This is a genomic window from Mesorhizobium caraganae (assembly GCF_016836705.1).
GTDB classification, from domain to species: domain Bacteria; phylum Pseudomonadota; class Alphaproteobacteria; order Rhizobiales; family Rhizobiaceae; genus Mesorhizobium; species Mesorhizobium caraganae.
Map to the genome: position 1 here is coordinate 62,958 of NZ_JAFCGY010000022.1, position 24,042 is coordinate 86,999.

19 protein-coding genes and 1 riboswitch are annotated in these 24,042 nt (G+C 63.9%); of the genes, 12 read left to right on the top strand and 7 right to left on the bottom strand.

Annotated features, from left to right (window positions below):
- The first annotated feature begins 125 nt into the window (after positions 1-125).
- From JQK88_RS26535 to JQK88_RS26560, 6 genes are all read left to right on the top strand, one after another.
- A complete protein-coding gene (locus JQK88_RS26535) occupies positions 126-1,169 on the top strand; it encodes a substrate-binding domain-containing protein (RefSeq protein ID WP_192256058.1) in 1,044 nt (347 codons plus the stop codon).
- A 36-nt stretch (positions 1,170-1,205) separates the two neighbouring features.
- The gene (locus JQK88_RS26540; protein WP_192256060.1) at positions 1,206-2,477 is read left to right on the top strand and encodes an ABC transporter substrate-binding protein; all 1,272 of its coding nucleotides are present in this window, start codon (positions 1,206-1,208) and stop codon (positions 2,475-2,477) included.
- An 82-nt stretch (positions 2,478-2,559) separates the two neighbouring features.
- The gene (locus JQK88_RS26545) at positions 2,560-3,405 is read left to right on the top strand and encodes a carbohydrate ABC transporter permease (RefSeq protein ID WP_192256062.1); all 846 of its coding nucleotides are present in this window, start codon (positions 2,560-2,562) and stop codon (positions 3,403-3,405) included.
- The gene (locus tag JQK88_RS26550; RefSeq protein ID WP_192256064.1) at positions 3,402-4,247 is read left to right on the top strand and encodes a carbohydrate ABC transporter permease; all 846 of its coding nucleotides are present in this window, start codon (positions 3,402-3,404) and stop codon (positions 4,245-4,247) included. The genes JQK88_RS26545 and JQK88_RS26550 overlap by 4 nt, the downstream gene beginning before the upstream one ends.
- A gap of 21 nt (positions 4,248-4,268) precedes the next feature.
- Entirely contained in the window at positions 4,269-5,309 is a 1,041-nt protein-coding gene (locus JQK88_RS26555) for an ABC transporter ATP-binding protein (RefSeq protein WP_203279950.1), read from the top strand.
- Positions 5,310-5,325: 16 nt separating this feature from the next.
- Positions 5,326-6,618 (top strand): amylo-alpha-1,6-glucosidase, encoded by a 1,293-nt coding sequence (locus JQK88_RS26560; RefSeq protein ID WP_203279951.1) that lies wholly within the window; start codon positions 5,326-5,328, stop codon positions 6,616-6,618.
- A gap of 216 nt (positions 6,619-6,834) precedes the next feature.
- On the opposite strand, the gene fba is transcribed toward JQK88_RS26560, so the two are convergent.
- The 4 genes from fba to mtnK all read right to left on the bottom strand — a co-directional run bounded on the left by fba (position 6,835) and on the right by mtnK (position 11,349).
- Positions 6,835-7,899 (bottom strand): class II fructose-bisphosphate aldolase, encoded by a 1,065-nt coding sequence (gene fba / locus JQK88_RS26565; RefSeq protein WP_013532928.1) that lies wholly within the window; start codon positions 7,897-7,899, stop codon positions 6,835-6,837.
- Between the two features lie 159 nt (positions 7,900-8,058).
- A complete protein-coding gene (locus JQK88_RS26570; protein WP_203279952.1) occupies positions 8,059-8,532 on the bottom strand; it encodes a 6,7-dimethyl-8-ribityllumazine synthase in 474 nt (157 codons plus the stop codon).
- Positions 8,533-8,609: 77 nt separating this feature from the next.
- A riboswitch (FMN riboswitch) is annotated at positions 8,610-8,754 on the bottom strand.
- Positions 8,755-8,986: 232 nt separating this feature from the next.
- Complete coding sequence (gene mtnA, locus JQK88_RS26575; RefSeq protein WP_203279953.1) at positions 8,987-10,084, bottom strand: S-methyl-5-thioribose-1-phosphate isomerase; 1,098 nt, start codon at positions 10,082-10,084, stop codon at positions 8,987-8,989.
- Positions 10,081-11,349, bottom strand: a complete 1,269-nt coding sequence (gene mtnK / locus JQK88_RS26580; protein ID WP_203279954.1) for an S-methyl-5-thioribose kinase — start codon at positions 11,347-11,349, stop codon at positions 10,081-10,083. Before mtnK ends, mtnA begins: the two co-directional genes overlap by 4 nt.
- A gap of 137 nt (positions 11,350-11,486) precedes the next feature.
- Between mtnK and JQK88_RS26585 the strand changes: the two genes are divergently transcribed.
- From JQK88_RS26585 to JQK88_RS26595, 3 genes are all read left to right on the top strand, one after another.
- Positions 11,487-12,998: a sugar ABC transporter ATP-binding protein gene (locus JQK88_RS26585; protein ID WP_203279955.1), complete on the top strand. Its 1,512-nt coding sequence runs from the start codon at positions 11,487-11,489 to the stop codon at positions 12,996-12,998.
- Positions 12,999-13,064: 66 nt separating this feature from the next.
- Entirely contained in the window at positions 13,065-14,060 is a 996-nt protein-coding gene (locus JQK88_RS26590; RefSeq protein ID WP_142869906.1) for an ABC transporter permease, read from the top strand.
- Positions 14,061-14,106: 46 nt separating this feature from the next.
- Positions 14,107-15,159: a substrate-binding domain-containing protein gene (locus JQK88_RS26595; protein ID WP_203279956.1), complete on the top strand. Its 1,053-nt coding sequence runs from the start codon at positions 14,107-14,109 to the stop codon at positions 15,157-15,159.
- 307 nt (positions 15,160-15,466) lie between these two features.
- On the opposite strand, the gene JQK88_RS26600 is transcribed toward JQK88_RS26595, so the two are convergent.
- The 3 genes from JQK88_RS26600 to JQK88_RS26610 form a co-directional block, all read right to left on the bottom strand.
- Positions 15,467-16,534: a D-alanine--D-alanine ligase family protein gene (locus JQK88_RS26600; RefSeq protein WP_203279957.1), complete on the bottom strand. Its 1,068-nt coding sequence runs from the start codon at positions 16,532-16,534 to the stop codon at positions 15,467-15,469.
- 215 nt (positions 16,535-16,749) lie between these two features.
- The gene (locus tag JQK88_RS26605) at positions 16,750-18,804 is read right to left on the bottom strand and encodes a bifunctional aldolase/short-chain dehydrogenase (RefSeq protein ID WP_192256080.1); all 2,055 of its coding nucleotides are present in this window, start codon (positions 18,802-18,804) and stop codon (positions 16,750-16,752) included.
- Between the two features lie 93 nt (positions 18,805-18,897).
- Positions 18,898-19,851: a sugar-binding transcriptional regulator gene (locus tag JQK88_RS26610; RefSeq protein ID WP_203279958.1), complete on the bottom strand. Its 954-nt coding sequence runs from the start codon at positions 19,849-19,851 to the stop codon at positions 18,898-18,900.
- Between the two features lie 190 nt (positions 19,852-20,041).
- On the opposite strand from JQK88_RS26610, the gene JQK88_RS26615 reads away from it, so the two are divergent.
- The 3 genes from JQK88_RS26615 to JQK88_RS26625 all read left to right on the top strand — a co-directional run bounded on the left by JQK88_RS26615 (position 20,042) and on the right by JQK88_RS26625 (position 23,932).
- A complete protein-coding gene (locus JQK88_RS26615; protein ID WP_203279959.1) occupies positions 20,042-21,682 on the top strand; it encodes an acyl-CoA synthetase in 1,641 nt (546 codons plus the stop codon).
- A 449-nt stretch (positions 21,683-22,131) separates the two neighbouring features.
- A complete protein-coding gene (locus JQK88_RS26620) occupies positions 22,132-22,737 on the top strand; it encodes a TetR/AcrR family transcriptional regulator (protein WP_112565810.1) in 606 nt (201 codons plus the stop codon).
- A 55-nt stretch (positions 22,738-22,792) separates the two neighbouring features.
- Entirely contained in the window at positions 22,793-23,932 is a 1,140-nt protein-coding gene (locus JQK88_RS26625; RefSeq protein ID WP_192256083.1) for an efflux RND transporter periplasmic adaptor subunit, read from the top strand.
- The last annotated feature ends 110 nt before the right edge of the window (positions 23,933-24,042 follow it).

Here is a 24,042-nt window from a genome sequence, read left to right on the forward strand (position 1 = left end):
TTTTATCCAACCGTTTTGAGAGCTATTTCGCAAATTGGCACCTCGGCATGGTGACGATTTAAAACGTTTGCAATTTTCCGAGAGGGCATTACAAACGTTTCAACATTTCGTTTCGGGAGGAACGGTTGCCAACCCGCGTCACCACGCTGAAGGAGCTAGCGGCGAGCCTTGACCTGTCGATCACGACGGTGTCGCGGGCCCTTGCCGGGCATGAGCAGATCGCCTTGAAAACCCGCGAGCGCGTTGCGCAAGCGGCGCGCCAGGCCGGCTATGTCCCCAACACCGCAGCGCGCACGCTTGTCTCCGGCCGCAGCGGCTTCGTCGGACTGGTGCTGCCGGTCAGAGGCCCCAACCTGGTCGATTCCTTCCTCGGCGAGTTCGTCACCGGGCTTGGCGAAGGGCTCGTGTCGCATGGCGCCGACCTCATCCTCGCCACCGCGGCCCTTGGCCATTCCGAACTGTCGGTGCTGCGCCATGTCGTCGAATCCGGACGCGCCGACGGCGTCGTCGTCACCCGCATCGCCGAGGTCGACGAACGGCTCGCCTATCTGCGCGAGCGTGGCTTTCCCTTCGTCGCCCACGGCCGCCTGCTCGACAGCGACTTTGCCTACAACTGGCTCGACACCGATGGCGCGCACGCCTTCGGCGAGGCCTTCGACATGCTCTACGATCTCGGCCATCGCCATTTCGGCCTGGTGACGATTTCCGAGCCAATGACCTTCCGGCATCTGCGGCAGGATGGCCTTGCCGCCGCCATCGGCCGCCGCGGCGATCCATCGGTGCGTCTCGACGTGGCGACGGCGCCGCGCTTCGACCGCGGCGCCCGCATCCAGGCGATCAACCGCATGCTGCAAGGCCCGGACCGGCCGACCGCTGTCATTGCCCTTTTCGACGAGTTGGCGCTGACGGTGATGGAGGAGGCGGCCCGCGCCGGCCTGACCGTGCCGCGCGATCTGTCGATCATCGGCTTCGACAATGTCGTTGCCTCGGCCTATGCGCCGCCCGGCCTCACCACCTTCGACGCCTCGATCCGCCAATGCGCGCGCGAGATCGCCGACATGCTGCTCACCGTCATCGCCGAACGGCCTGCCGCGCCGCTGACGCGGCTGATCCGGCCGACGCTGGTGCCGCGGGCGAGCCACGGCCCAGCACCGCAGACAAGAAGCTGACGTCGCAACGACGGCGCATACCCAGGGAGGAAGACCATGATGAAGATGTTGAGGACATTGGCGGGCGCCGCGCTGGCGCTGTCGTTTGCCGCCGGCGGCGCACAGGCTCAGCAGGTGCTGTTCTGGTCGACGCAGGCGCGCCCGGTCGAGGAAACCCAGAAGATGCGCGACGCGGTGCTGAAAGGCTTTGACGGCGCCGTCGACTATCAGGTCGCCGAGGACGGTCCCTGGCTTACCCGCCTGCAGGCCGAACTGCAGGCCGGCACCGGCACGATCGGGTTGCTTGGCGGCCTGCATGGCGACTTCTCCACCGTCGGCGCCAACCTTGTCGATCTGTCCGCTGTCGATGTCGGCGGCGTCAAGGTCAACGAGGCCTACAAGAAGCTCGGCACGCTCGGCACCGGTGAGCAGAAATACATGCCGTGGATGCAGGCCACCTATTTGATGGCGGCCAACAAGCAGGCGCTGCAATATCTGCCGCAAGGCGTCGATCTCAACACCATCACCTATGACCAGTTGATCGAATGGTCGAAGAACATCGCCGAGAAAACCGGCTCGCCGAAATTCGGTTTTCCCGCCGGCCCGAAGGGGCTGAAGCACCGTTTCTTCGAAGGCTTTCTCTATCCGTCCTACACCGGTTCGATGGTGACCAAGTTCCGTTCGCCGGAGGCCGAGACCGCCTGGAACAAGTTCAAGGAGCTCTGGCAGTACACCAATCCGAATTCGACCAACTATGCCTTCATGCAGGAGCCGTTGCTGTCGGGTGAAGTGTGGGTGGCGTTCGACCATGTCGCGCGGCTTGCCGATGCCTTCAACCAGAAGCCGGACGAGTTTGTCGCCTTCCCGGCGCCTGCGGGTCCTGCCGGTCGCGGCTTCATGCCGGTGGTTGCCGGTGTCGCCATCCCGAAGACCTCGCCGGATGTCGACAAGGCGAAGGCGCTGGTCGCCTATATGCTCAAGCCCGAGACGCAGATCGCGACGCTGAAAGCGACCAATTTCTTCCCGGTCGTCGACGTCAAGCTGCCCGACGACATGCCGGCCTCGGTCAAGGCCTTCGGCCCGGCGATCGCCACCATGACCGGCGCGCCCGATGCGCTGCCGGCGCTGTTGCCGATGGGCCTTGGCGATCTCGGCGGCAAGTTCAACCAGGTCTACACCGACTCCTTCGAGCGCATCGTGCTCGGCGGCGAGGATGTGCATGGCGTGCTCGAAGAGCAGGCGGCAGCGCTCAAGGCGATCATCGACCAGGCCAAGGCGCCCTGCTGGGCGCCTGACAAGCCGTCCGAAGGCGCTTGCCCGGTAGACTGAATCCTCCCGAGGGCCGGGGCGTCCGGAGTTTGTTGCACTCCGGGCGCCCAAACCGCACCACTTCGCCGCAAAGGACACCACCATGCACGGCAAGGCTCTGCCCTATCTGCTGCTGATGCCGGCGACCTTATTCCTGTGCGTCTTCTTCCTCTACCCGTTCGTGCTGGTCGCCTTCGAGGCGCTGACCCGCGACGGTGCCTTCACCCTCGACAATTTCCGCGCCATGGCCGGCAGCTGGAAATTCCCGGTCACGGTGCGCAACACGCTGCTGCTCGCGGCCATCGTCGTGCCGATCCAGCTCGTCATGGCGCTGCTGATGGCCTCGGTGGTGTCGCGGCTGGAGACGGGGCGCAGTGCAGCGCTCTATATCTTCGCCATTCCGCTCGGCATTTCCGATCTTGCCGCCGGCCTGATCTGGCTCGCCATCTTCGACCAGTCGGGCTTCCTTAACACGCTGCTTGCCCACCTCGGCGTTGTCGACAGGCCGATCATGTTCCTCGGCTATCAGAGCAAGCTCACCATCTTCATCGCCGTGGCGCTGGCCGAGATCTGGCGCGCCACCGCCATCATGATGGTCATCCTCGTCGCCGGCATGGGACTGATCCCCAAGGAATATTACGAAGCCGCGGAAGTATTCGGTGCCGGCCCGTGGAAGCGTTTTGTCCGCATCACGCTGCCGCTGCTGCGGCCGAGCCTGCAGACGGCGATCATCCTGCGCGTCATCCTCGCCTTCGAGGTCTTCGCCGTCGTCGCCGCCCTTGGCGGCACCAATCTGCCGGTGCTGATGGGCGAGACCTACAATTGGCAATTCACGCTGCAGGACCGCAATGTCGCCGCCGCTTCGGCGCTGCTCATTCTCGCCATCTCGATCGGATTCACGCTGTTCTTCCTCAGGGTGCTACGCGTGCCCAAGGAGGCGCGCATATGAGTGCGGTCACGCAAACCCCAGCCGCCGCAAGCGCCGATGCCCGTAAGGCCGGCGACTGGCTGCTGATCGCCACCGTCATCCTGCTTGGCGTCTGGGTGCTGCTGCCGATCTATCTCCTGATCGTCAACGCGCTGTCGTCGCCCGAACAAGTGACAGCCTTCCCCAAGCGCTTCTTCCCCGCCTTCGATACCGGCAGCCTGTCGTTCTTCATCAATTTCGCCGGCGTCGCCAGGGCGCTGTGGAACTCGGTTCTGGTCGCCACGCTGACGATGATCCTGTCGATCGGCTTCGGCGCTCCGGCTGGCTATGCGCTGTCGCGCTTCGATTTCCCGGGCAAGGGCACGTTCCGTTTCCTGGTGCTGATGACGCGGGCTTTCCCGCTTCCGCTCTTGGCGCTGCCGCTGGCGGTGATGTTCATCCGCACCGGCCTCGACGACACCGCGATCGGCCTGGCGCTGGTCCACACCACGCTGGCGCTGCCCTTCGCCGTGCTGATCACCTTCTCACTGTTCTCAGGCATTCCGGTCGAACTGGAGGAGGCCGCCTGGACGCTCGGCTGCACCAGGCTGCAGGCGTTTCGCAAGGTGATCCTGCCGCTGGCGCTGCCCGGCATCGCGGCGTCAGCGGTGTTCGCCTTCACCATCTCCTGGAACGAGGTGTTTGCGGCCGCCGTGCTCACCATCGAGAACCGCACGCTGACCGCTTTCCTTCTGCAGAGCCTTGGCGAGTCGCCGCTCTACCTCAAATTCGCCGGCGGCGCGGCTCTGGTCGTGCCGGCGCTGATCTTCATCTTCGCCGTCCGCAAATATCTGTTCGCCATGTGGGGGATCGCCAACCGATGACACGCGACACGGAGAAGGCTCATGGCTGAAATCGCGATCAAGGGCGTCGCCAAGCGCTTCGGCGGCTTTACCGCGCTGCATCAGGTCAATCTCGCCATCGCTGACCAGGAATTCATGGTGCTGCTCGGCGCCTCCGGCTGCGGCAAGACCACGCTGCTGCGCATCGTCGCCGGGCTGGAGACGCCGAGCCAGGGCGAGGTCTGGATCGGTGGCCGCCGCGTCGACCATCTGCCGCCGCGCGAGCGCGGCATTGCCATGGTGTTCCAGAACTATGCCGTCTTTCCGCATCTGACCGTGTTCGAAAACATCGCCTTCGGCCTGCGCATGAAGAAGCTGCCGCAGGCCGACGTCGAGCGCCGCGTCAACCGCACCGCCGAGCTCATGCATATCGAGCAATTGCTGAAGCGCTATTCGGGTCAGCTGTCCGGCGGCCAGCGTCAGCGGGTTGCGGTTGCCCGTGCGCTCGCCATGGAGCCGGACGTCATCCTGATGGACGAGCCGCTGTCCAATCTCGACGCGCTGCTCAGGCTCGAAATGCGCGCCGAGCTCAAGGGCGTGCTCGCGGCGTCGAAGACGACCACCATCTATGTCACTCACGATCAGGTCGAGGCGATGAGCCTCGCCGACCGCATCGCCGTCATGCATCAGGGCCGCATCGTCCAGGCCGCGTCGCCGGTCGAGGTCTACCGCAACCCGGCCGCCCGTTTCGTCGGCTCCTTCATCGGCAATCCGCCGATGAATTTCATCCCGGCAACCAAGGCCGGCAACGGCAGCTGGAGCGTCGCCGGGCTGACGCTGCCCGGTCCGAAATCGGACAAGCAGAAAATCGAGTTCGCCATCCGGCCGGAGGATGTCGACGCCGGCAGCGAAGGGCTGCATGCCACCGTGCGGGTCATCGAGCCGCTCGGGCCACACACGCTGGTCACCTGCGATGTCGAGGGCGGCCTGTTCCGCGCCATCCTGGAATCGAATGCGAGCGTCAAGGTTGGCGAGCAGCTGCGGCTGGCGCCCAAGCCCGATCGCGTCCGCTGGTTCGATCCCGAAACCACCAACGCCCTTTAAGGAACGAATGCCGTCCATGACTTCTCTAGCCGTCGACGAAACCATCGCCCACGCCGTCGAGGTGCTGAGGGAAAACGACCAAGGCGCCTACACCATCCCGACCAGGGGTCTCTACCCCTTCCAGTGGAATTGGGATTCCTGCCTGACCGCACTGGGTCTTGCCCACTACGACGAGGCGCGCGCCTGGACCGAGATCGACACTTTGTTCGCCCATCAATGGCCGGACGGCATGGTGCCGCACATCGTCTTCCATGTCTGGAGCGACGGCTATTTTCCCGGGCCCGATGTGTGGCGAACCAATCGCCCGACCGCGACCTCCGGCATCACGCAGCCGGCCGTCGCCGGCTTTGCCGTCCGCCGCCTGTTCGACCGCGCCACGGACAAGAAGCTGGCGGCGGAACGGGCGCATGCGCTGCTGCCGAAGATCGACGCCTGGCATCGCTGGTTCTATGAGAACCGCGACCCCAAAGGCGACGGGCTGGTCGCCATCATCCATCCCTGGGAATCCGGCCGCGACAATTCGATCGACTGGGATGATGCCTTCGAGCGCGTGCCGACCGAAGGCGTCGAGCCCTACACCCGCCGCGACATTCTGCACGCCGATCCGGCGCACCGCCCGACCAAGGCGCAATACGACCGCTATCTCTGGCTGCTGCAGCATTTTCGTGCACTCGGCTGGGACAATGCCAGGCTGCACGACGCCTCGCCATTTCAGGTCGTCGATCCCGGCTTCAACGCCATTCTGATCCGCGCCTCAGCCGATCTAGCCGATCTCGCCGATGCGCTGGGCGAAACGGAGATCGCCGAAGCCAACCGCGGCCGTGCCCGAAAGGGTCTGGCGGCAATGGAGCGGCTGTGGAGCGAGGCGCACGGCCAGTATCTCTGTCTAGACCGCACCACCGGCAAGCTGATCGACAGCGCCTCCGTCGGCGGCATTTTGGCCGCCTTTGCGGCGATTCCAGAACCTCGCGCGGCGGCGCTCGCGGCACGCGTCGAGCGCCTTGCCGGAAAGGCGCGCTATGTCCTGCCCTCGCACGATCCCGACGACCCGCGCCTCGACGCCAAGCGCTACTGGCGCGGTCCGGTCTGGCTGGTGGTCAATTACATGATCGCCGACGGGCTCACTGCTGCCGGCCATGGCGATGTCGCGCAACACATCACGCAGTCCAGCCTCGACCTGATCGGCGAAAGCGGCTTTGCCGAATATTACGACCCGCTCACCGGCGAACCACTAGGTGGCGGCCGCTTCACCTGGACAGCGGCAATGGTGATCGAGTTTTTGCGCGGGGGTGAGAAGCGGTCTGCGTAGCAGACGAAAAGCCAATTGCTTGGCTTTTCGAGCTTCGAACGCCCTGAGCCTGCGAAGGGCCGGGTGGTCAATGGCCAAAGTGCCCTGCCGGGTCCCCGCTGCTTCGCAGCGTCCCGGCGTTCGCCGGCCTTTCATCGTGCCACTGGCACGATGAATTCGCCTTTGGCGAACCGGCTGCTCACCCCACAAGGGGGGGGAAGGGAAGGGGACGTCAGCTCACCCAAACTTTGGATCGAGGCTGCCCGACTTATACCGCTTGGCCATCTCAGCAACCGGCAGCGGCTTGATCTTCTGCGCGTTGCCGGCCGTGCCGAACTGCTCGAAGCGCTCCTTGCAGAGCTTGCGCATGGCGGCCATAGCCGGCGTCAGATACTTGCGCGGGTCGAACTCGCTCGGATTCTCGGTCAGTACCTTGCGGATGGCGCCGGTCAGCGCCATCCGGTTGTCGGTGTCGATGTTGATCTTGCGCACGCCATGCTTGATGCCGCGCTGGATCTCTTCCACCGGCACGCCCCAGGTCGGCTTCATCTGGCCGCCATATTTGTTGATGATCTCCTGCAGGTCCTCCGGCACCGAGGACGAGCCGTGCATCACCAGATGCATGTTGGGCAGGCGACGGTGGATTTCCTCGATCACGTTCATCGCCAGCACCGCGCCGTCCGGCTTGCGTGAGAATTTGTAGGCGCCGTGGCTGGTGCCCATGGCCACCGCCAGCGCATCGACATGGGTGTCCTTGACGAACTCGACCGCCTGCTCCGGATCGGTCAGCAGCTGGTCGTGGCTGATCGCGCCTTCGACGCCGTGGCCGTCTTCCTGCTCGCCGCCGCCGCTTTCCAGAGAGCCGAGCACGCCGATCTCGCCTTCGACCGAGACACCGCCCCAATGCGCCATGTCGACGACGCGCTTGGTGATGCCGGAATTGTAGGCGTAGTCGGCCGGCGTCTTGCCGTCTTCTTTCAGCGAACCATCCATCATCACCGAGGTGAAGCCGTACTGGATCGCGGTGACGCAGGTCGCTTCATTGTTGCCATGGTCGAGATGCATGCAGACCGGAATGTCGGGGTGGATTTCGACCAGCGCGTCGATCAGCTTGGCCAGCACGACGTCATTGGCGTAGGCGCGCGCGCCGCGGCTCGCCTGCAGGATGACCGGCGACTTGGTCTCCTCGGCCGCCTCCATGATGGCGAGGCCCTGTTCCATATTGTTCATGTTGAAAGCGGGTACGCCGTAGCCGTATTCGGCGGCGTGGTCGAGCAATTGTCTCAATGTTATGCGAGCCACCCAATAGTCTCCCGTATCTGGTTTCAAGCGCAACGTCGCGGGCCGGCCGGTTGCCAGCCCAGATGCTTCTGGCCGGATTTCGCCAGAACCGCAACCGTCAGCGGCTATGGAGGGCGCAATTCTTGTTGCAGGGCTGAAATCAGGCTGCTTTGGCGCATCTTATGCCGCGATCAGCTCCCGTGCCGCCAGGATCTGCAGGCAGGCATTGGCCGCTTCCTTGCCCTTGACGGTGAAGTGGTCGAAGAAGAAGCGGTGATGCTCGGCACTGTCATGATAATTGTGCGGCGTCAGCACCGCCGACAGCACCGGCACGCCGGTCGACAGCTGCACATTCATCATGCCGTCAAGCACGGCGCCGGCCACGAAATCATGGCGATAGATGCCGCCATTGACGACGAAGGCGGTGCCGAGGATCGCGGCGTAGCGGCCGGTCGTAGCCAGTGTCTTCGCGTGCAGAGGGATTTCGTAGGCGCCCGGTACGTCGAACACATCGACGGCGAAGCGCCCGCCGCCGAGCACGGCAAGCTCTGCCTCGAAGGCCTGTACGCACTGGTCGACGACATCGGCGTGCCAGCGCGCGCGAACGAGGGCGATGCGAACAGTTTCTTGGTGTCTTGGGGTATGCTGATTCATGGGTCCATCCTTCCGTTTCGAACCAGAATCAGGACGCACGATACGAAATCCGGCCCGCACGAGCGGTCCGTCTTCCGTTTCGTTCTCTTCCATCCGGACTTTAACCGTCGGCTCCGGAATCACACCGGATCTGCTGACCCTCCTGTTGCCAGGAGGCGCTCGCGGGCTTGAGCCGAGACTCTTACCGCCGGTGGGGACTTTCACCCCGCCCTGAGAACATTAACGGGGAAGATATGGAGGGGCGGGAGGGGGGCTGTCAATTGGCGATTGGCTGATCTCCCCCCTCGTGGGGGAGATGCCCGGCAGGGCAGAGGGGGGCGCGAAGGATCGCGGCCTGTCTCGTTCGCGAAGGCCACCGGACCAGAAAAGTTGGCGGGCCAATCCAAGTGCCGACACGCTGGCGGGACAGCGCCCCCCTCTGGCCTGCCGGCCATCTCCCCCACGAGGGGGGAGATCAGCTAACCCGCTCGGGAAACATCGCCTTCAACCCCTCGCGCGAAGCCTTGGCCACGCCGCGCTCGGTGATCAGCCCCGTCACCAGCCGCGCCGGCGTCACATCGAAAGCCGGGTTGGCCGCCGGCGTCGCTTCCGGCGACACGCGCACCTGCGCTATTCTGCCGTCCGCCGTCTTGCCCCAGACCAGCGACACCTCATCACCCGACCGCTCCTCGATCGGGATTTCGGCCAGCCCGTCCCCCACCGTCCAGTCGATGGTGGGCGACGGCAGGGCGACATAGAAGGGGACGTCATTGTCGGCGGCGGCAAGCGCCTTGAGGTAGGTGCCGATCTTGTTGCAGACATCGCCATTGGCCGTCGTGCGGTCGGTGCCGACGATCACCATGTCGACTTCGCCATGCTGCATCAGATGGCCGCCGGCATTGTCGACGATCAGCGTGTGCGGCACGCCATGGCCGGCCATCTCCCAGGCGGTCAACTGGGCACCCTGGTTGCGCGGCCGTGTCTCGTCGACATAGACATGGACCGGAATGCCGGCCTCGACGGCAAGATAGATCGGCGAGGTCGCGGTGCCGTAGTCGACCGTCGCCAGCCAGCCGGCATTGCAATGGGTCAGGATGTTGACCGGCTCGCCCGGCTTCTTGCGCGCCGCGATCTCCTTGATGATCTTCAGGCCGTTCTCGCCGATGGCGCGGTTTAAACCCACATCCTCGTCGGCGATCTCGGCGGCGCGCCGGTACGCGGCCTCGGCGCGTTGCTCGGGTGCGATCGGCTTCAAGGAGCGCCGCATCTCGTCCAGCGCCCAGCGCAAATTGATCGCTGTCGGCCTCGTCTTGTGCAGCGTCTCCCACACCGCGTCGAGCGCTGCGTCCGAAGGGTCGTCCGCCATCTGGATGGCGACGCCATAGGCGGCGGTAACACCGATCAGCGGCGCGCCGCGCACCCACATGTCGCGGATCGCGGTGGCGATGCCGGCAACACTGCCGATCCTTTCCACCCGGAACTCATGCGGCAGCCAGCGCTGGTCAATGATCTCGACCGAACGTTTGTCGTCGCTCAGCCAGATGGTGCGATAGTGGCGCTCGCCAACGTTCAAATCCTGCGCTCCCGTTCGATCAGCGTGGCCAGAGTGTTGACCTCGTCCATGCCTAGGATCTGGCGCCGGTTGACGGCGATGTGCCGTCCGAATTTCAACGCCTTGGCCTCACAACTGGCGCGCAGATCCTCATCGGCAATGGTTTCGAAATCGGCATTGTGGGCGAGGCCGAGAATGCGCCGGTGCACCTCGATGCCGGCAAAGCCGAGCAGGTCGGTCCAGATCTGGTGCAGCACGTGGTCGAGCGCCTGCTCCGAGGCAAGGATGTCGCCTTGATCCTCGAACAGGCTCTTCTGGTAGAGCATGCCGGTGCGCTCTGTGCGCCACAGAACCGAGAACTCGGCACGGAACACCGCCCATGTCTCCGCCGTCACCCCGAGCAGATAGGCGCGCATGGCGTCGCGCTTGCCGTTCTGCTCATGGCCGCGCTGCGAAAAGTAGGACATCCAGAAATTGGCGAGCAGCATGCCGACGTCGAAGGCCATCGGACCGTAGAAGGCGAACTCCGGATCGATCATCCTTGTCTCGGTATCGGTGACCATGATCGAGCCGGAATGCAGATCGCCATGCAGCAGCGTCTCCGCATTGGCGGCGAAGATATGCTTCAGCCGCTGCGCCTCGACCTTGAGGTCGCGGTCGGCGCGTAGCTCGGCGACCAGGCCGTCAAGCTGCGGCGAGGTATGCCGGTTCAGCTTGGCGTCGAAATAAGGATCGGAAAACACCAGGTCCTCGGTGATGCCGCAGAGTTCGACATTGTCGGCGAACAGCGCCAGGTCGGCCTTGCGGTCCTTGGTCGGCATGGAGAGATCGGAGCCGCGAAACAAAGTGCGGGCCATGAACAGGCCGATGTCCCTTGCGATGTTCGGCAGGTGGCGGCCGTCGATCAGGGCGCGGCGCAGGATGATGTGCGGCGGCGCCAGATATTCCATGATGATCAGCGCCTGGGCCTCATCGAAATGGTAGATCGCCGGAACCGAGCCCGGCGCGCGCGCCTCCTGGCGGATCAGGGCGTGATATTCGAAGAAGGAGCGTTTTAAGGGCAGCGGCCAGCTGTCGCCGACCAGGCGGACATAGGGCAGGGCCTGCTTGACCACGGCCGCGCCCGAGGCGCCCTCGACGATGAAGACGAGGTTCAGGTTGCCGTCGCCGACCTCGCGCACCTTCCAGGGGCCTTTGCCAATCCTGGCGCACAGCGCTTCATTCGCGCCGAGGCGCGTTGCAAGCGTCTCCACCGACAGTGCTTCGAACGGCAATTTCCCAGTCATTCCTCACCCTCGCGCTTGGTCGCTCCGATCATAGTGGAGCGATGGCGGCGGGGCCAAGCTAGGAAGCTGTCTGGCAATTGTCAATCGAGTTGACAATTGACGATGTAGCCCATAGCGTCATCGTCAGGGAGGAACGAATGGGCAATGATGCCGTGTTCCGTGTGGACGGCCTGAGGAAGTCCTTCAGCCATATCGAGGTGCTTGGCGGCGTCTCGCTCCAATTGCATGCCGGTGAGATCACCGTGCTGATGGGCGCCAATGGCGCCGGCAAGTCCACCCTCGTCAAAATCATCAGCGGCGTCTACGACCATGCCGGCGGCACCATGCACCTTGCCGGCGATAACTTCGCGCCGAACACGCCGGCCGAAGCGATCCGCGCCGGTGTCGTCACCGTGCACCAGAATATCAATGACGGCGTTGTCGCCGATCTCGATGTCGCCACCAATCTGACGCTCGACCGGTTGAGTGGCAAAGGCGCGCCGCTGCTGTTCAACCCTGGCCGCGTGCGCCGGGAGGCGAGGGCGGTCGCCGACCGCATGGGACTCGCCATCGACCTCAGGGCCCGCGTCAGCGATCTGTCGCTGGCCGACCGCCAAATGGTGGCGATCGCGCGCGCCATGGCGCACCAGCCGAAAGTGCTGATCCTCGACGAGCCGACCTCGTCGCTGTCCAGCGCCGAGGCCGACAGGCTGTTTTCATTGCTCGATCGGCTGCGCGAGCAGGGCGTCGCCATCCTCTACATCTCGCACCGCATGTCGGATATCAGGCGGCTGGCCGACCGCATCGTCTCGATGCGCGATGGCGTCGTCTCCGGCGTCTTCGATACCAAGCCGCTCGACTATGAAGGCGCGGTCAACGCCATGCTCGGCCGCAAGATCCATCTCGACCGGATCGAAGCGAGAAATTCGGCCAAACCGGTCCTGACCATCGAGGGCCTGCGCATCGCGCCGAGCGCCCGGCCGATCTCGCTGACGCTAGGCGATGGCGAGGTCGTTGCCGTCACCGGCCTCGTCGGCGTCGGCAAGACCGCACTGGCCGAGACGCTGTTTGGCCTGCGCAAGCCGCTCGCGGGCACGATGGCTTTGAACGGCAAGCCCTATGCGCCTGACACAACGGGCGAAGCCATTGCCGCCGGCGTGTTCCTGGTCGCCAAGGACCGCGGCGAAAACGGCATTGTCGGTGGCTTCAGTATCCAGGAAAACATCAGCCTTCCCTTCCATAAGCGCATGTCGCGCTTTGCCGTTCTCAAGCGCGGCCTCGAGCGTGCCACGGCCCGCCGCCAGATCGAGGACCTCGGCATCGTCTGCCGTTCCGAGAAGGATGAAATGACCACGCTGTCGGGCGGCAACCAGCAGAAGGTGATGGTGGCGCGCTGGATGGCGCAGGACGCGAGACTGTTCATCCTCGACGAGCCGTTCCAGGGCGTCGACATCTCGGCCAGGCGCGACATCGCCGCCAAGCTGAGGGCCAGCGCCAATGGCCGCGCCACGCTGCTCTTCGTCACCGAACTCGACGAAGCCCTTGAGACGGCAGACCGCATCCTGGTGATGTCGGAGCAGACCATCGTCGGCGAGCACCGCAATGACGATGTCGATCTCGACCGCTTGCTCGCCGAGGTCGCGGGCGGGCCGCTGCACAGCGCGGCCTGAGCAAAGAACTATGGGAATTGGAATGGAGCGCATGGGTTTGAGGTGGGTAAAGACGGCGGGCGCTGAATGACGTTGCGCGACTACGCCATCCGCTATGGGTTCATTGTTCTTCTGTTCGGGTTGATCGCGTATTTCGCCATCGCCGCCGACGGTTTCGTCTCGCCGCAAAGTGCCGTCTTCATCTTCCAGTCGGTCGCCATCACCGGCGTGCTGGCGCTCGGCGTCACCGCCACGCTGGTTGTCGGCGGCTTTGATCTCTCGATCGGCTCGGTTGCGACCTCAGCTATGATGGCGGCCGCCTATGTCATGGTGGTGCTGGAGCAGAACGTCGTCGTCGCCGTCGTCGTCTGTCTGCTCATTGGCGCCATTGTGGGCCTGATCAATGGCTGGCTGATCGTCTATATGCGCGTGCCCGATCTCCTGGCGACGCTCGGCATGATGTTCCTGCTCGTCGGCCTGCAGCGCATCCCGACCGAAGGCCGCTCCATTGCCACCGGCATGACCATGCCTGACGGCTCCGTCGCCAACGGCAAATTTGCCGACGCCTTCCTGGCGCTTGGCCGCCACCGCTTCGACTTCTTCATTCCGAACCTCATCCCGGTCTCGGTGGTCGTGCTCATCGTGCTTGCCGTGCTGATCTGGTTCTTCCTCGAATACACGCGTTTCGGCCGCATGATGTATGCCGTCGGCTCCAATGAACGCGCCGCCGAACTCGCCGGCGCGCCTGTCAAGGCATACAAAATCTGGGCCTACGTCATTTCAGGAGTTTTTGCCTCGATCGGCGGTATTTTGCTCGCCGCACGGCTTGGACGCGGCGACATCGCCTCGGGTAATAATCTGCTGCTCGATGCGGTTGCCGCGGCGCTGATCGGCTACGCGGTGCTCGGCGCCGCCAAGCCGAACGCCTTCGGCACCGCCGTCGGCGCGCTGTTCGTCGGCATCTTGCTGCAAGGCCTGACGATGATGAACGCGCCTTACTACACGCAGGATTTCGTCAAGGGCGTGGTTCTCGTCGTCGCCCTTGTCTTCACCTTCGCCCTTTCCGGCCGGGGCAGGAGATAGAACGGCTGCCGGAACAGTTTTGGGTTCAACAAGTGGAGGAAAAAACGTGAACATCACAAGAAGACTTCTGGGGAAGGTCGCGCTCGGACTGGCCGGCGCAACAATGCTGATGCAGGTCCCGGCTCTTGCCGCCGACAAGCCGGCGCCGTTCGACAAGCCGGGCGTCAAGATCGCGCTGGTGCGCTATCTCTCGACCGGCGATTTCTTCCAGGCCTATCTCTCGGGCGTCGAGTCGCAGTCGAAGGCGCTCGGCATCGATTTGCGCGTGCTCGACAGCCGCCAGGATGCGGCCCTTCAGTCCGACATGGTCGACCAGGCCATTGCGCTTGGCGTGCAGGGCATCATCATCCAGCACGGCCTGACGGAATCGATGAAGGACGCCGCTCAGCGCGCGGTCGACGCCGGCATCAAGGTTGTCGCCTTCGACGTCAATGTCGAAAACCCGAAAATCCCGCAAGTCGAACAGTCCGACAAGGACCTTGCGAGGCTCGCGCTCGAACAGGCGGTCAAGGACAATAGCGAGAGCTGGAACGCCGGCTACGTCTATGTCGCCGGCATCGCCCCGCTCGACCGCCGCAACGAGACCTGGGTCGACGTCAAGAAGAAGTATGCCGGCATCAAGGAAGTCGCGATGTTCGGCACGCTGGACAATCCGATCGCCAACTCGGTCGCCAACCAGGCGCGCTCGGTGCTGCAGGCGCATCCCGATATCAATGTGATGTTCGCGCCTTATGACGAATTCGCCAAGGGTGTGAAGATCGCCGTCGACGAGGCGGGATTGAACAAGAAGATCAAGATCTATTCGGCCGACATCTCGACCTCGGACATATCAGCGATGCGCGAAACCGACAGTGCCTGGGCCGCCACCGCCGCCACCAACCCGGCCGTCGTCGGCCAGGTCTCGGTGCGCGCGCTGGCGCAGCTGCTCGCCGGTGAGGACCCCGGCCACAACGTCATCGTGCCGCCGACGCTGATCACCCAGAAAGACTTGATCGACAAGGACATCAAGAACATGGAAGACCTGTCGGCCAAGCTGCCGCAATTCGCCCATGCCGATGTCGCCATGCCGGCCTGGATGCCCAACCCGAACGCGAAGTAGCGTTCGGGTCAGCGAAAGCTTTCGGATCGCAAAGCAAGGCTGTTGACTATCGAAGTCGGCGCCGCCCCTCATCCGCCTGCCGGCACCTTCTCCCCGTATAGTGACGGGGAGAAGGGAACTGGCCGCGACGCCGGCGCCTTTCTTGCAACGCCGGTGATTGGCGAAACCCGCGATGACAGCGCCCCTCTCCCCGTCACTCTACGGGGAGAGGATGCCGGCAGGCAGGTGAGGGGCAGCGCCGACGTTTGAGAGATTAGCGCGCGTTCGTGGCCGCGCTATCGAGTTGGCGAGGGTGCTTATACCTTCATCATGTCCGCTTGGCGCGCGCCAGCCCATGCGCCACCAGCCGGTCGATGACCTCCGGATAGCTGACGCCGCTTGCCGCCATCGCCTTGGCGTACATGCTGATGTCGGTGAAGCCGGGGATGGTGTTGAGCTCGTTGATCACGAACGTCATGTCCGGCATCAGAAAAAAATCGACGCGCGCCATCGCGTCGCAGCCGACGGCCCTGAACGCCTTTGCCGCCATGTCGCGCATGGCCGCCTCGACCTCCGGCGGCAGCTGCGCCGGCACCATCAATGCCGCGCCATTCTCGTCGACGTATTTGGCATTGTAGTTGTAGAAGCCGTGGCTTTCCGCCGGCACGATCTCGCCCGGACGGGAGACGAAGAGCTCGCCTTCAGGGCTCTCCAGAACGCTGAATTCAATCTCTCGGCCGCGAATGAATTCCTCCGCCAGCAGCTTGCGATCATGCTGGAAGGCATCTGCCAGCGCCCGCTCGAATTCCTGACTGCCGTTGACCTTGGCGACGCCGACGGATGAGCCCTGCCGTGCCGGCTTGATGAACAGTGGCAGCCCGAGTTGGTCTTCAAGCGCCGTGAGCGGAGGGACTGCACCCTCCTCGATCGTCACCGAGCGCGCGACAGGTACGCCGGCCGCCTTCAGCAGTCGCTTGGCGACATCCTTGTCGAGCGCGGCGGCCGAGCCGAGGATGCCGCAGCCGGCGAGCGGCACGCGCGCCACCTCGGCCAGCCCCTGCACGGCGCCGTCCTCGCCATGCAGTCCGTGCAGGACGGGAAACAGGATATCGATATCAGGCAGGTCGTGCGGTGCGTCCTTGGCGGGGATCGCCAGCATCCGTCCTTGTCCTCCGGGCACCAGGCAGAGCTGCGTGCCGTCAGACGGCGTCGCCAGCGCGCCGTCCTTGAATTGGCTTAGCAGCCATTGGCCTTCGCGGGTGACGAAGATGGGAACGGCGTCGTATTTCGCCGGCTCCAGCGCGCGCATGACATTGGTTGCCGAAAGCAGCGAAACCTCATGTTCGGCGGAGCGTCCGCCGAAGAGCACGCCGATACGAAGTCTTTTCGCTGCCATCTATAACTCCACCAAGGGCCAGGATTGGAGCTCGCATGCGAAACACGAGATGCCCCTTAAACTGGTTGAGCAATAAGCAAAGGATTGGAGTGGGATTTTGACCGGCTCAAGCAGTTTTTCAGCACGACGTGCGAAAGCGGTTTTCCCTTGGAGTCCGTCAAGACCGGGAGCGGTTCGCCGTTTTGGTCAAGCGATAAACCGCTCCAGTTCTATGTTCAGCGCAGAGCCGCCGCGATGTTGCCGCCGTCCACCGTCGTCACATCGGCAGTGGTGCGCTCGGCCAGCGCGTGATGCAGGAAGGCTTGCGCCACGTCGTCGGCCGTCACTTCCTGTCCCAGCAGATTGCCGGACATGTATTCCTTCTCCGACACGCCGCGCGCGCCCGAACGGCTGGCGATCATGGCGTCGGTCAACAGGCCGGAGCGGATGCGGTCGGCATTGACGGCGTTCGAGCGGATGCCGTGCGCGCCGTAATCCAGCGCATACTGCCTCGACAGGAACAGCGTCGCCGCTTTCGGCACGCCATAGGCACCGAATTTCGGGCCGGGATTGACCGCCTGCTTGGAGGTGTTGAACAGCAGCACACCGCCGGTGCCCTGTTCCAGCATGATGCGCACCGCGTTCTGCGCCGCCGACTGGTGGGCGAAGAAGTTGAGCTCAAAGCTCTTGCGCAGCAGGGCATCGTCGAGTTCGCCGATGCGGCCTTCCCAGGCGGCGCCGGCGTTGGAGACCAGAATGTCGACGCCGCCATAGACGGCGACCGATCTGTCGAAGGCCGCGCGCATCTGGGCTGGGTTGGTGATGTCGGCGCCGACGCCGATCGAATTGTTACCGGCCGCCTTGGCAGCTTCTGCAGCCTTTGCCGCGTCGAGATCGACGACGACCGCATGCGCGCCGTTGGCGGCGAAAAGCTTGGCCGTCGCTGCGCCAATCGCGCCGGCGCCGCCGGTGATCAGCACCACCTGGCCGGTCAGCGGCTTCGGCTTGTTCGAGGCAAGCTTGGCTTGCTCCAGCGACCAGTATTCGAGCGGGAAGAGGTCGGCCTTCGACAGCGGATGGAAGCTGCCTACGGCCTCGGCGCCGCGCACCGCCTCGATCCACATCTCGCCGACATCGGACGCGATCTTCGCATCCTTCAGCGTGCGGCCATGGCCGAACATGCCGAGGCCCGGCACCAGCGTCAGCCGCGGCATCGGGTCGAGCATGGTGCGCTTGACATCATCCAGCGCGTCATTGGTTTCGAAATAGGCGCGATACTCCTTGGCGAAGGCGTCGACATGGCTCTTGATGACGGCCTTGTAGTCGCCGGCCTTGTCGGCGTCCGGCGCCGGCACCGCCATCGGCCCGGTCTTGATGCGGATCGACAGATCGGGGGTCGACACACCGCGCGCGGCGTAGTCTGCAATGCCGGCCGAGTTGATGAAATCGACGATCGCGTCCGAGGTGCGGAAATCGCTGATCATGCGATCGAAGCGGCCTTCGCCACGCGATACCGCCACCGCGCCGCGCAGCGTCGGTGCGATGGCAGCCGGCGTTGCGAGCTTTGCCGGCAGCGCTGCCTTCGCAGGCTGCGGCTTGCCATGCTTGGTGACGTAGTCTTCCGCCACGTTCACATAGTGGATCATCCGGTCATAGGCCTGCCTGGCGTCGTCGCCGAAGGTGAAGATGCCGTGCTTGTCGAGGATCAGGCCTTCGACACTGGGGTCAGCGTCGTAAACGTCGGCCGCCACTTTGGCCAGGTCGAAGCCTGGCTTGATGTAGGGCACGTAACCCATTCTGTCGCCGAACACCGTCTTGATCAGCGCCTTGCTGTCTTCTTGGTCGACGATGGCGAGGATCGCGGTCGAATGGGTGTGGTCGACGAATTTGTGTGGCAGGAAGGCGTGCAGCAGCGTCTCGACCGAAGGGTTGGGCGAGGCAGGATCGATCAGGTTAGCCCGCTGCAGCGCCACCATGTCCTCGTCGGCGAGGCTGGCGAGAGCGCGCGCCTTCAAGAGCGCGCCCATCTTCACCGCCGGCAGTCCTTGCGGCTCGATCACGCCCATGTCCCAGCCGCTGCCCTTGACGCACAGCACGTCCCATTCGTCGCCGACGAGGTCGGTCGCCTTGGTCTTGCAGGAGGTGTTGCCGCCACCATGCAGGACCAGCCGCGGCTCGCCGCCGAGCAGCCGGGTCGTGTAGACGCGCAGCGCGAGGTCGCGGGCAACGCCCTTTTTCGCATAGTCGGCAACGAGCTTTTCCGCCTCGCCATCATTCCAAAGGTTCTTCATGTCGCTATGTCCGCTTTGCTGTCTTTGATGTTGCTGTGAACAGGAATGCCACGACGCCTTGATGACAATGCGCCGGCTGCAGGATTTCGTTTGTCAGGAAGCCTTTTCCGCATGGTCGAGCAGCCGCCGCGCCATGCTGGCGCCGACGACGAGATGCGTGCAGAGCCCGCCGGCGAGTGCGGCCAACAGCGGTTCGAACTTGCTGTCCTCCTGCACCACCATCAGGCGCTTTTCGATTTGACGCAGCGACGACAGCGAGGCCGAGATGACGCGGCGGTTATAGCTGCAATCGAGCGCCTTGCCGGCGGCGTCGATGATCTGGCCGGCGATGACGCCGGCGGCACCCGCCTCGCGCAACACCCCCATCTCGCCGGGGCTCAGCGCGCCGCATTTGACGACATGGCTGTCGGTGTCGACGGTGCCGACCGAATAGAGCGCCAGATCGCAATTGCCGATATCGGCCAATTGCTCGCGGATCACCGGCTCGGCGCGCAGCCCATCCGCCAGCGCTTCCGTCGTCAGCACCAGCGGCGCGTAGAAATTCAGGCCCTTGGCGTTGAGTCGGCGGGCGATCTCCATCGTGCACTGGTCGGGACGGTAGGAATAGGGCGCGCCGAGATTGCCGCAGAGCTGCACCACAGTGACGTCCTGCAGATCGGCATAGGACATGACGTCGGCGATGGTGTAGACGGTGCGGCCCCAGGCGACGCCGATGCGGTCGCCCTTCTTCACCAGTTCGAGAAAGACGCTCGCCGCCAACACTGCAATGTCTGTCGATGGATCGAGGACATAGTCGTTCTCTGGTGCGATCCAGACGGCGTCGAGCTTGAGTGCGTCCTCGAGCTGGCGGGCGAGTACGTCGTCGGTGAACAGCTGCGTCGAGGTCGAGATGTTGACGATCCCGGTCTCGCGCGCCTTGCGCAGATACATGGCGACCGAGGCGCGGGAAATGTTAAGTTGGCTGGCGACCTGGTCCTGGCGCAGGCCATGGGCATAATAGAGCCACGCGGCCTTGTGGATAAGCTGTTCTGCCGGTCGGATCGCCATGCCGTCTCCTCGGCTGACATTATTCACGGCTCTCGACAAAAGTCAAACTGGCATGGGTACACGATGCCTTCTTGCCCGTCGAATCTGGATAATCATTGCGCCAAATGTGCCCCGGTCGGGAATCGCTGATGGTGACGCGGCCGGAACCTGTGGTTAGAAGTTCTCAAAAGAACATTCGGGGAGGAGTGGGATGGGCAATCCCTACGATCAGGATCTCGGCAAGAACACCGCCAACCACCAGCCGCTGACGCCGCTCACCTATCTTGAGCGGGCGGCAAGGACCTATCCCGACCATGTCGCCATCATCCATGGCAGCCAGCGCATCACCTTTCGCGACTTCTGGCGACGCTCGCTCAAGCTCGCCTCGGCGCTGTCGAAGCGCGGCATCGGCAAGGGCGATACGGTGACCGTCATGCTGTCCAACACGCCGCCGATGCTGGAGGCGCATTTCGGCGTGCCGATGACCAAGGCGGTGCTGCATTCGCTCAACACCCGGCTCGACGCCGCCGTCATCGCCTTTCAGATCGACCATGCCGAGACCAAGGTGCTGATCGTCGACCGCGAATTTGCCGCCGTCGTCAAACAGGCGCTGGCGCTGGCCAAGGTCAAGCCGCTGGTCATCGACTATGATGATCCCGACTATGCCGCCGACGCACCCTATCCGAAGGGCGAGCGCATCGGCCCGATCGACTATGAGGATTTCGTCGCCGGCGGCGATGAAAACTATGTCTGGTCGATGCCCGACGACGAATGGGACGCCATCTCGCTCAACTACACGTCAGGCACGACGGGCAATCCGAAGGGCGTCGTCTATCATCATCGCGGCGCCGCCCTGATGGCCTACACCAACACCATCCATGCCGGCATGGCCAAGCACGCCGTCTATCTCTGGACGCTGCCGATGTTCCACTGCAATGGCTGGTGTTTTCCGTGGACGCTCGCCGTCCAGGCCGGCACCCATGTCTGCCTGCGCTGGGTGCGGCCGAAGCCGATCTACGATGCCATCGCCGATCACGGCGTCACCCACCTTTGTGGCGCGCCGGTCGTCATGTCGGTGCTGATCAACGCCAGGGATGAGGACAAGCGCCACTTCCCGCAGACCGTCACCTTCAACACCGCGGCCGCGCCGCCGCCGGAAGCCGTGCTGTCGGGCATGGCCGATGCCGGCTTTGCCGTCACCCATCTCTATGGCCTGACCGAGACCTATGGTCCGGCGGTCGTCAACGAATGGCATGGCGCGTGGGACGATCTCGACAAGGGGTCGAAGGCGCAGAAGAAGGCCAGGCAAGGCGTGCGCTATGCCGCACTCGAAGGCCTGACGGTCATGGATCCCGAAACGATGCAGGAGACACCGGCCGACGGCGAGACCATCGGCGAGGTCATGTTCCGCGGCAACATCGTCATGAAGGGCTATCTGAAAAACAGGAAGGCAACCGACGAGGCCTTTGCCGGCGGCTGGTTCCATTCCGGCGACCTCGGTGTCATGCACCCTGACGGCTACATCCAGCTCAAGGACCGCTCCAAGGACATCATCATCTCCGGCGGGGAGAATATTTCGTCGATCGAGGTCGAGGATGCGCTCTACAAGCACCCGTCCGTAGCGTCCTGCGGTGTCGTTGCCAGGGCCGACGACAAATGGGGCGAGGTGCCGGTCGCCTATGTCGAACTGAAGCCCGGCAAGGCGGCGAGCGAGGCCGAGATCATCGACCACTGCCGCGCCTTGCTCGCCCGCTTCAAGGTGCCGAAGGCGGTGATTTTTGCGGAGATCCCGAAGACGTCGACGGGGAAGATCCAGAAGTTCCGGCTGCGGGAGATGGCGAAGGGGGCTTAGGCGGCGGCATTGGGGCTCTTGCTGCGACCTCGACAATTTGTCGCGGGCCTCCACGACTTCGTCATCCTAGGGTGGAGCAGTCGCGAAGCAACGTCGCGGAAGCCCTAGGATCCATGCCGTGACCTCGCGGCCACGCGCCGACGGTCGAGAATAACCGCACCGGATGACAGGTCGATGATCGGCGTAAAGTCTTGATCCGCCTCACTCTTCGACGCGCATCACGGCATGGATCCTAGGGTCTGCGCCGCGTCGCTTCGCTCCTTGCTTCGTCCTAGGATGACGAACCGACAGGTGCCGTTCGCCAATCGCGAGCGCCGGTCATCGCACACCCACTGTCACCATCTGTCACCATTCGTACGCGTACGTCGATTCCGCGTTGACAGCCCGCTCATTTCGATTTACGAGTGACGAAAATTGAAATTCGTCATTCGTTAATTGACAGAGAGCTAATGTCCGAAGCCGCCAGCATCATGGTCGACGCCGCCCGCCAGGAGAATGTCACGCGCATTCTCGACTGCGCCGAGCGCCTCTTCCGCCACTATGGGTATGGCAAGACCAATGTTGCCGACATCGCCCGTGAACTCGGCATGTCGCCGGCCAACATCTACCGCTTCTTCGCCTCCAAAGTGGAAATCCACCAGGCCGTCTGCGGCCGCATGCTCCTCGCCAGCTACAATATGGCCTACGCGATCTGCCACCTGCCGATCAGCGCCGAGGAGCGGCTGCGTCGCTATGTGAATGCGCAGTACAAGATGACGCTGGAAGTCATGCTCGACGACCAGAAGGTGCACGAGATGGTGATCGTCGCGCTCGAGCGCGACTGGGGTGTCATCGACAAGCATATCGACAGCATTCACGACCTGTTTGCCGAGGTGATCCGCGAAGGCATCGCCGCCGGTGAGTTCAGAGAACAGGATCCGGTCATCGCATCGCGCTGCTTCGGCGCCGCCACCGTCATTCTGTGCCACCCGCAAATGGTGGCGCAGTGCCTTGCCAAGACCAACCGGGCGATGCCCGACGACCTCATCGATTACGCAATCAAAGCCCTGAAATAACCGCCGCCCGCCGGGCGCCGGTGTCGACCGTTCATCTCCAGTCGGGAGTACGAAAGTGCCTTTGTCCAGTTCCATCCTCCGCAAGCTGCCGGTCGCCGGCCTGATCGTCGCCACGCTCGGGCTCGCCGCCTGCAGCCAGGAAAAGGCCGAAGTCCAGGACATTATCCGCCCGGTCAAGGTGGTCGAGATCGGCCAGGCGCAAAACAGCCGCGAACTCGCCTATTCCGGCTCGGTGCGCGCCCGCACCGAAATGAATCTCGGCTTTCGCATCTCGGGCAAGGTGACCCAGCGCCTTGTCGATATCGGCCAGCATGTGACATCGGGCGATGTGCTCGCCCGCATCGATTCCACCGATTACGAGCTTTCGGTCAAGAGCGCCAAGGCCAGTCTCGATGCCGCGGAGCGGCAGGTCGAGACGGTCGACCTGACCAGAAAGCGCGCCGAGCAGCTCTATGCCAAGAATTTCACCTCCAAGTCGCAGCTCGAGCAGGCGACGCTGAGCTACAACCAGGCGGTGGCGAGCCGCGATGCCGCCCGTTCGACCCTTTCACAGGCGCAGAACCAGGTCGTCTACACCGATCTCAAGGCCAGCGAGAACGGCATCGTCACGGCGGTTTCCGCTGATGTCGGCCAGGTGGTCGGTGCCGGAACGCCGGTCATGACGGTTGCTGTCGATGGCGAAAAGGAAGTGCTAATCGCGGTTCCTGAAATGGACATCGCCGCCTTCAAACCAGGCAAGGACGTCACGGCCAGCTTCTGGTCCGACGATGCACTGAAACTCTCCGGCAAGGTTCGCGAAGTGGCCGGCAGCGCCGACCAGCAGTCGCGCACCTTTGCCGTGCGTGTCTCGCTGCCCGACGATCCGCGCGTGCTGCTCGGCATGACCGCCAACATCGAGGCTTCGGTGGCCAAGAAGCAGGAGATGGTGTCGATCCCACTCAGCGCGCTGGCGGAAAAGGATGGCCGCAAGATTGTCTGGACCGTCGACCGCGCCGGCGAGACGGTGCACGAGCGCCCGGTCAAGGTTGCGGAGTTTACCGCCGACGGCGTCAGTGTCGCCGACGGGCTCAAGCCGGGTGATGTCGTCGTTGCCGCCGGCACTCAGTTCATGAGCGAGAATCTCAAGGTCAAGCTGACCGGCGACGCGGTGCAGGCCGCCTCTGCGGAAGGCGACGCCGCAAAGGCCCTGCGCTGAAGGCAGACGCGTGAAGCCGGCTTGATCGTCGCTTCGGCGAAAAGGCTGGCGAAGCATTCATGGTTTCCGGGCGGCGAGTGCCCGATGGTCGAGACGCCAAGGTCGAGTTC

Bases quoted from the DNA above. Each gene is read 5' to 3' on its own strand.
- JQK88_RS26590 (WP_142869906.1), top strand. From the start codon at position 13,065: ATGACGTTGCGCGACTACGCCATCCGCTATGGGTTCATTGTTCTTCTG.
- JQK88_RS26615 (WP_203279959.1), top strand. From the start codon at position 20,042: ATGGGCAATCCCTACGATCAGGATCTCGGCAAGAACACCGCCAACCAC.
- JQK88_RS26560 (WP_203279951.1), top strand. From the start codon at position 5,326: ATGACTTCTCTAGCCGTCGACGAAACCATCGCCCACGCCGTCGAGGTG.
- JQK88_RS26585 (WP_203279955.1), top strand. From the start codon at position 11,487: ATGGGCAATGATGCCGTGTTCCGTGTGGACGGCCTGAGGAAGTCCTTC.
- JQK88_RS26555 (WP_203279950.1), top strand. From the start codon at position 4,269: ATGGCTGAAATCGCGATCAAGGGCGTCGCCAAGCGCTTCGGCGGCTTT.
- JQK88_RS26540 (WP_192256060.1), top strand. From the start codon at position 1,206: ATGATGAAGATGTTGAGGACATTGGCGGGCGCCGCGCTGGCGCTGTCG.
- JQK88_RS26620 (WP_112565810.1), top strand. From the start codon at position 22,132: ATGTCCGAAGCCGCCAGCATCATGGTCGACGCCGCCCGCCAGGAGAAT.
- JQK88_RS26550 (WP_192256064.1), top strand. From the start codon at position 3,402: ATGAGTGCGGTCACGCAAACCCCAGCCGCCGCAAGCGCCGATGCCCGT.
- mtnK (WP_203279954.1), bottom strand. From the start codon at position 11,349: ATGACTGGGAAATTGCCGTTCGAAGCACTGTCGGTGGAGACGCTTGCA.
- JQK88_RS26570 (WP_203279952.1), bottom strand. From the start codon at position 8,532: ATGAATCAGCATACCCCAAGACACCAAGAAACTGTTCGCATCGCCCTC.
- JQK88_RS26605 (WP_192256080.1), bottom strand. From the start codon at position 18,804: ATGAAGAACCTTTGGAATGATGGCGAGGCGGAAAAGCTCGTTGCCGAC.
- JQK88_RS26600 (WP_203279957.1), bottom strand. From the start codon at position 16,534: ATGGCAGCGAAAAGACTTCGTATCGGCGTGCTCTTCGGCGGACGCTCC.
- JQK88_RS26610 (WP_203279958.1), bottom strand. From the start codon at position 19,851: ATGGCGATCCGACCGGCAGAACAGCTTATCCACAAGGCCGCGTGGCTC.
- JQK88_RS26545 (WP_192256062.1), top strand. From the start codon at position 2,560: ATGCACGGCAAGGCTCTGCCCTATCTGCTGCTGATGCCGGCGACCTTA.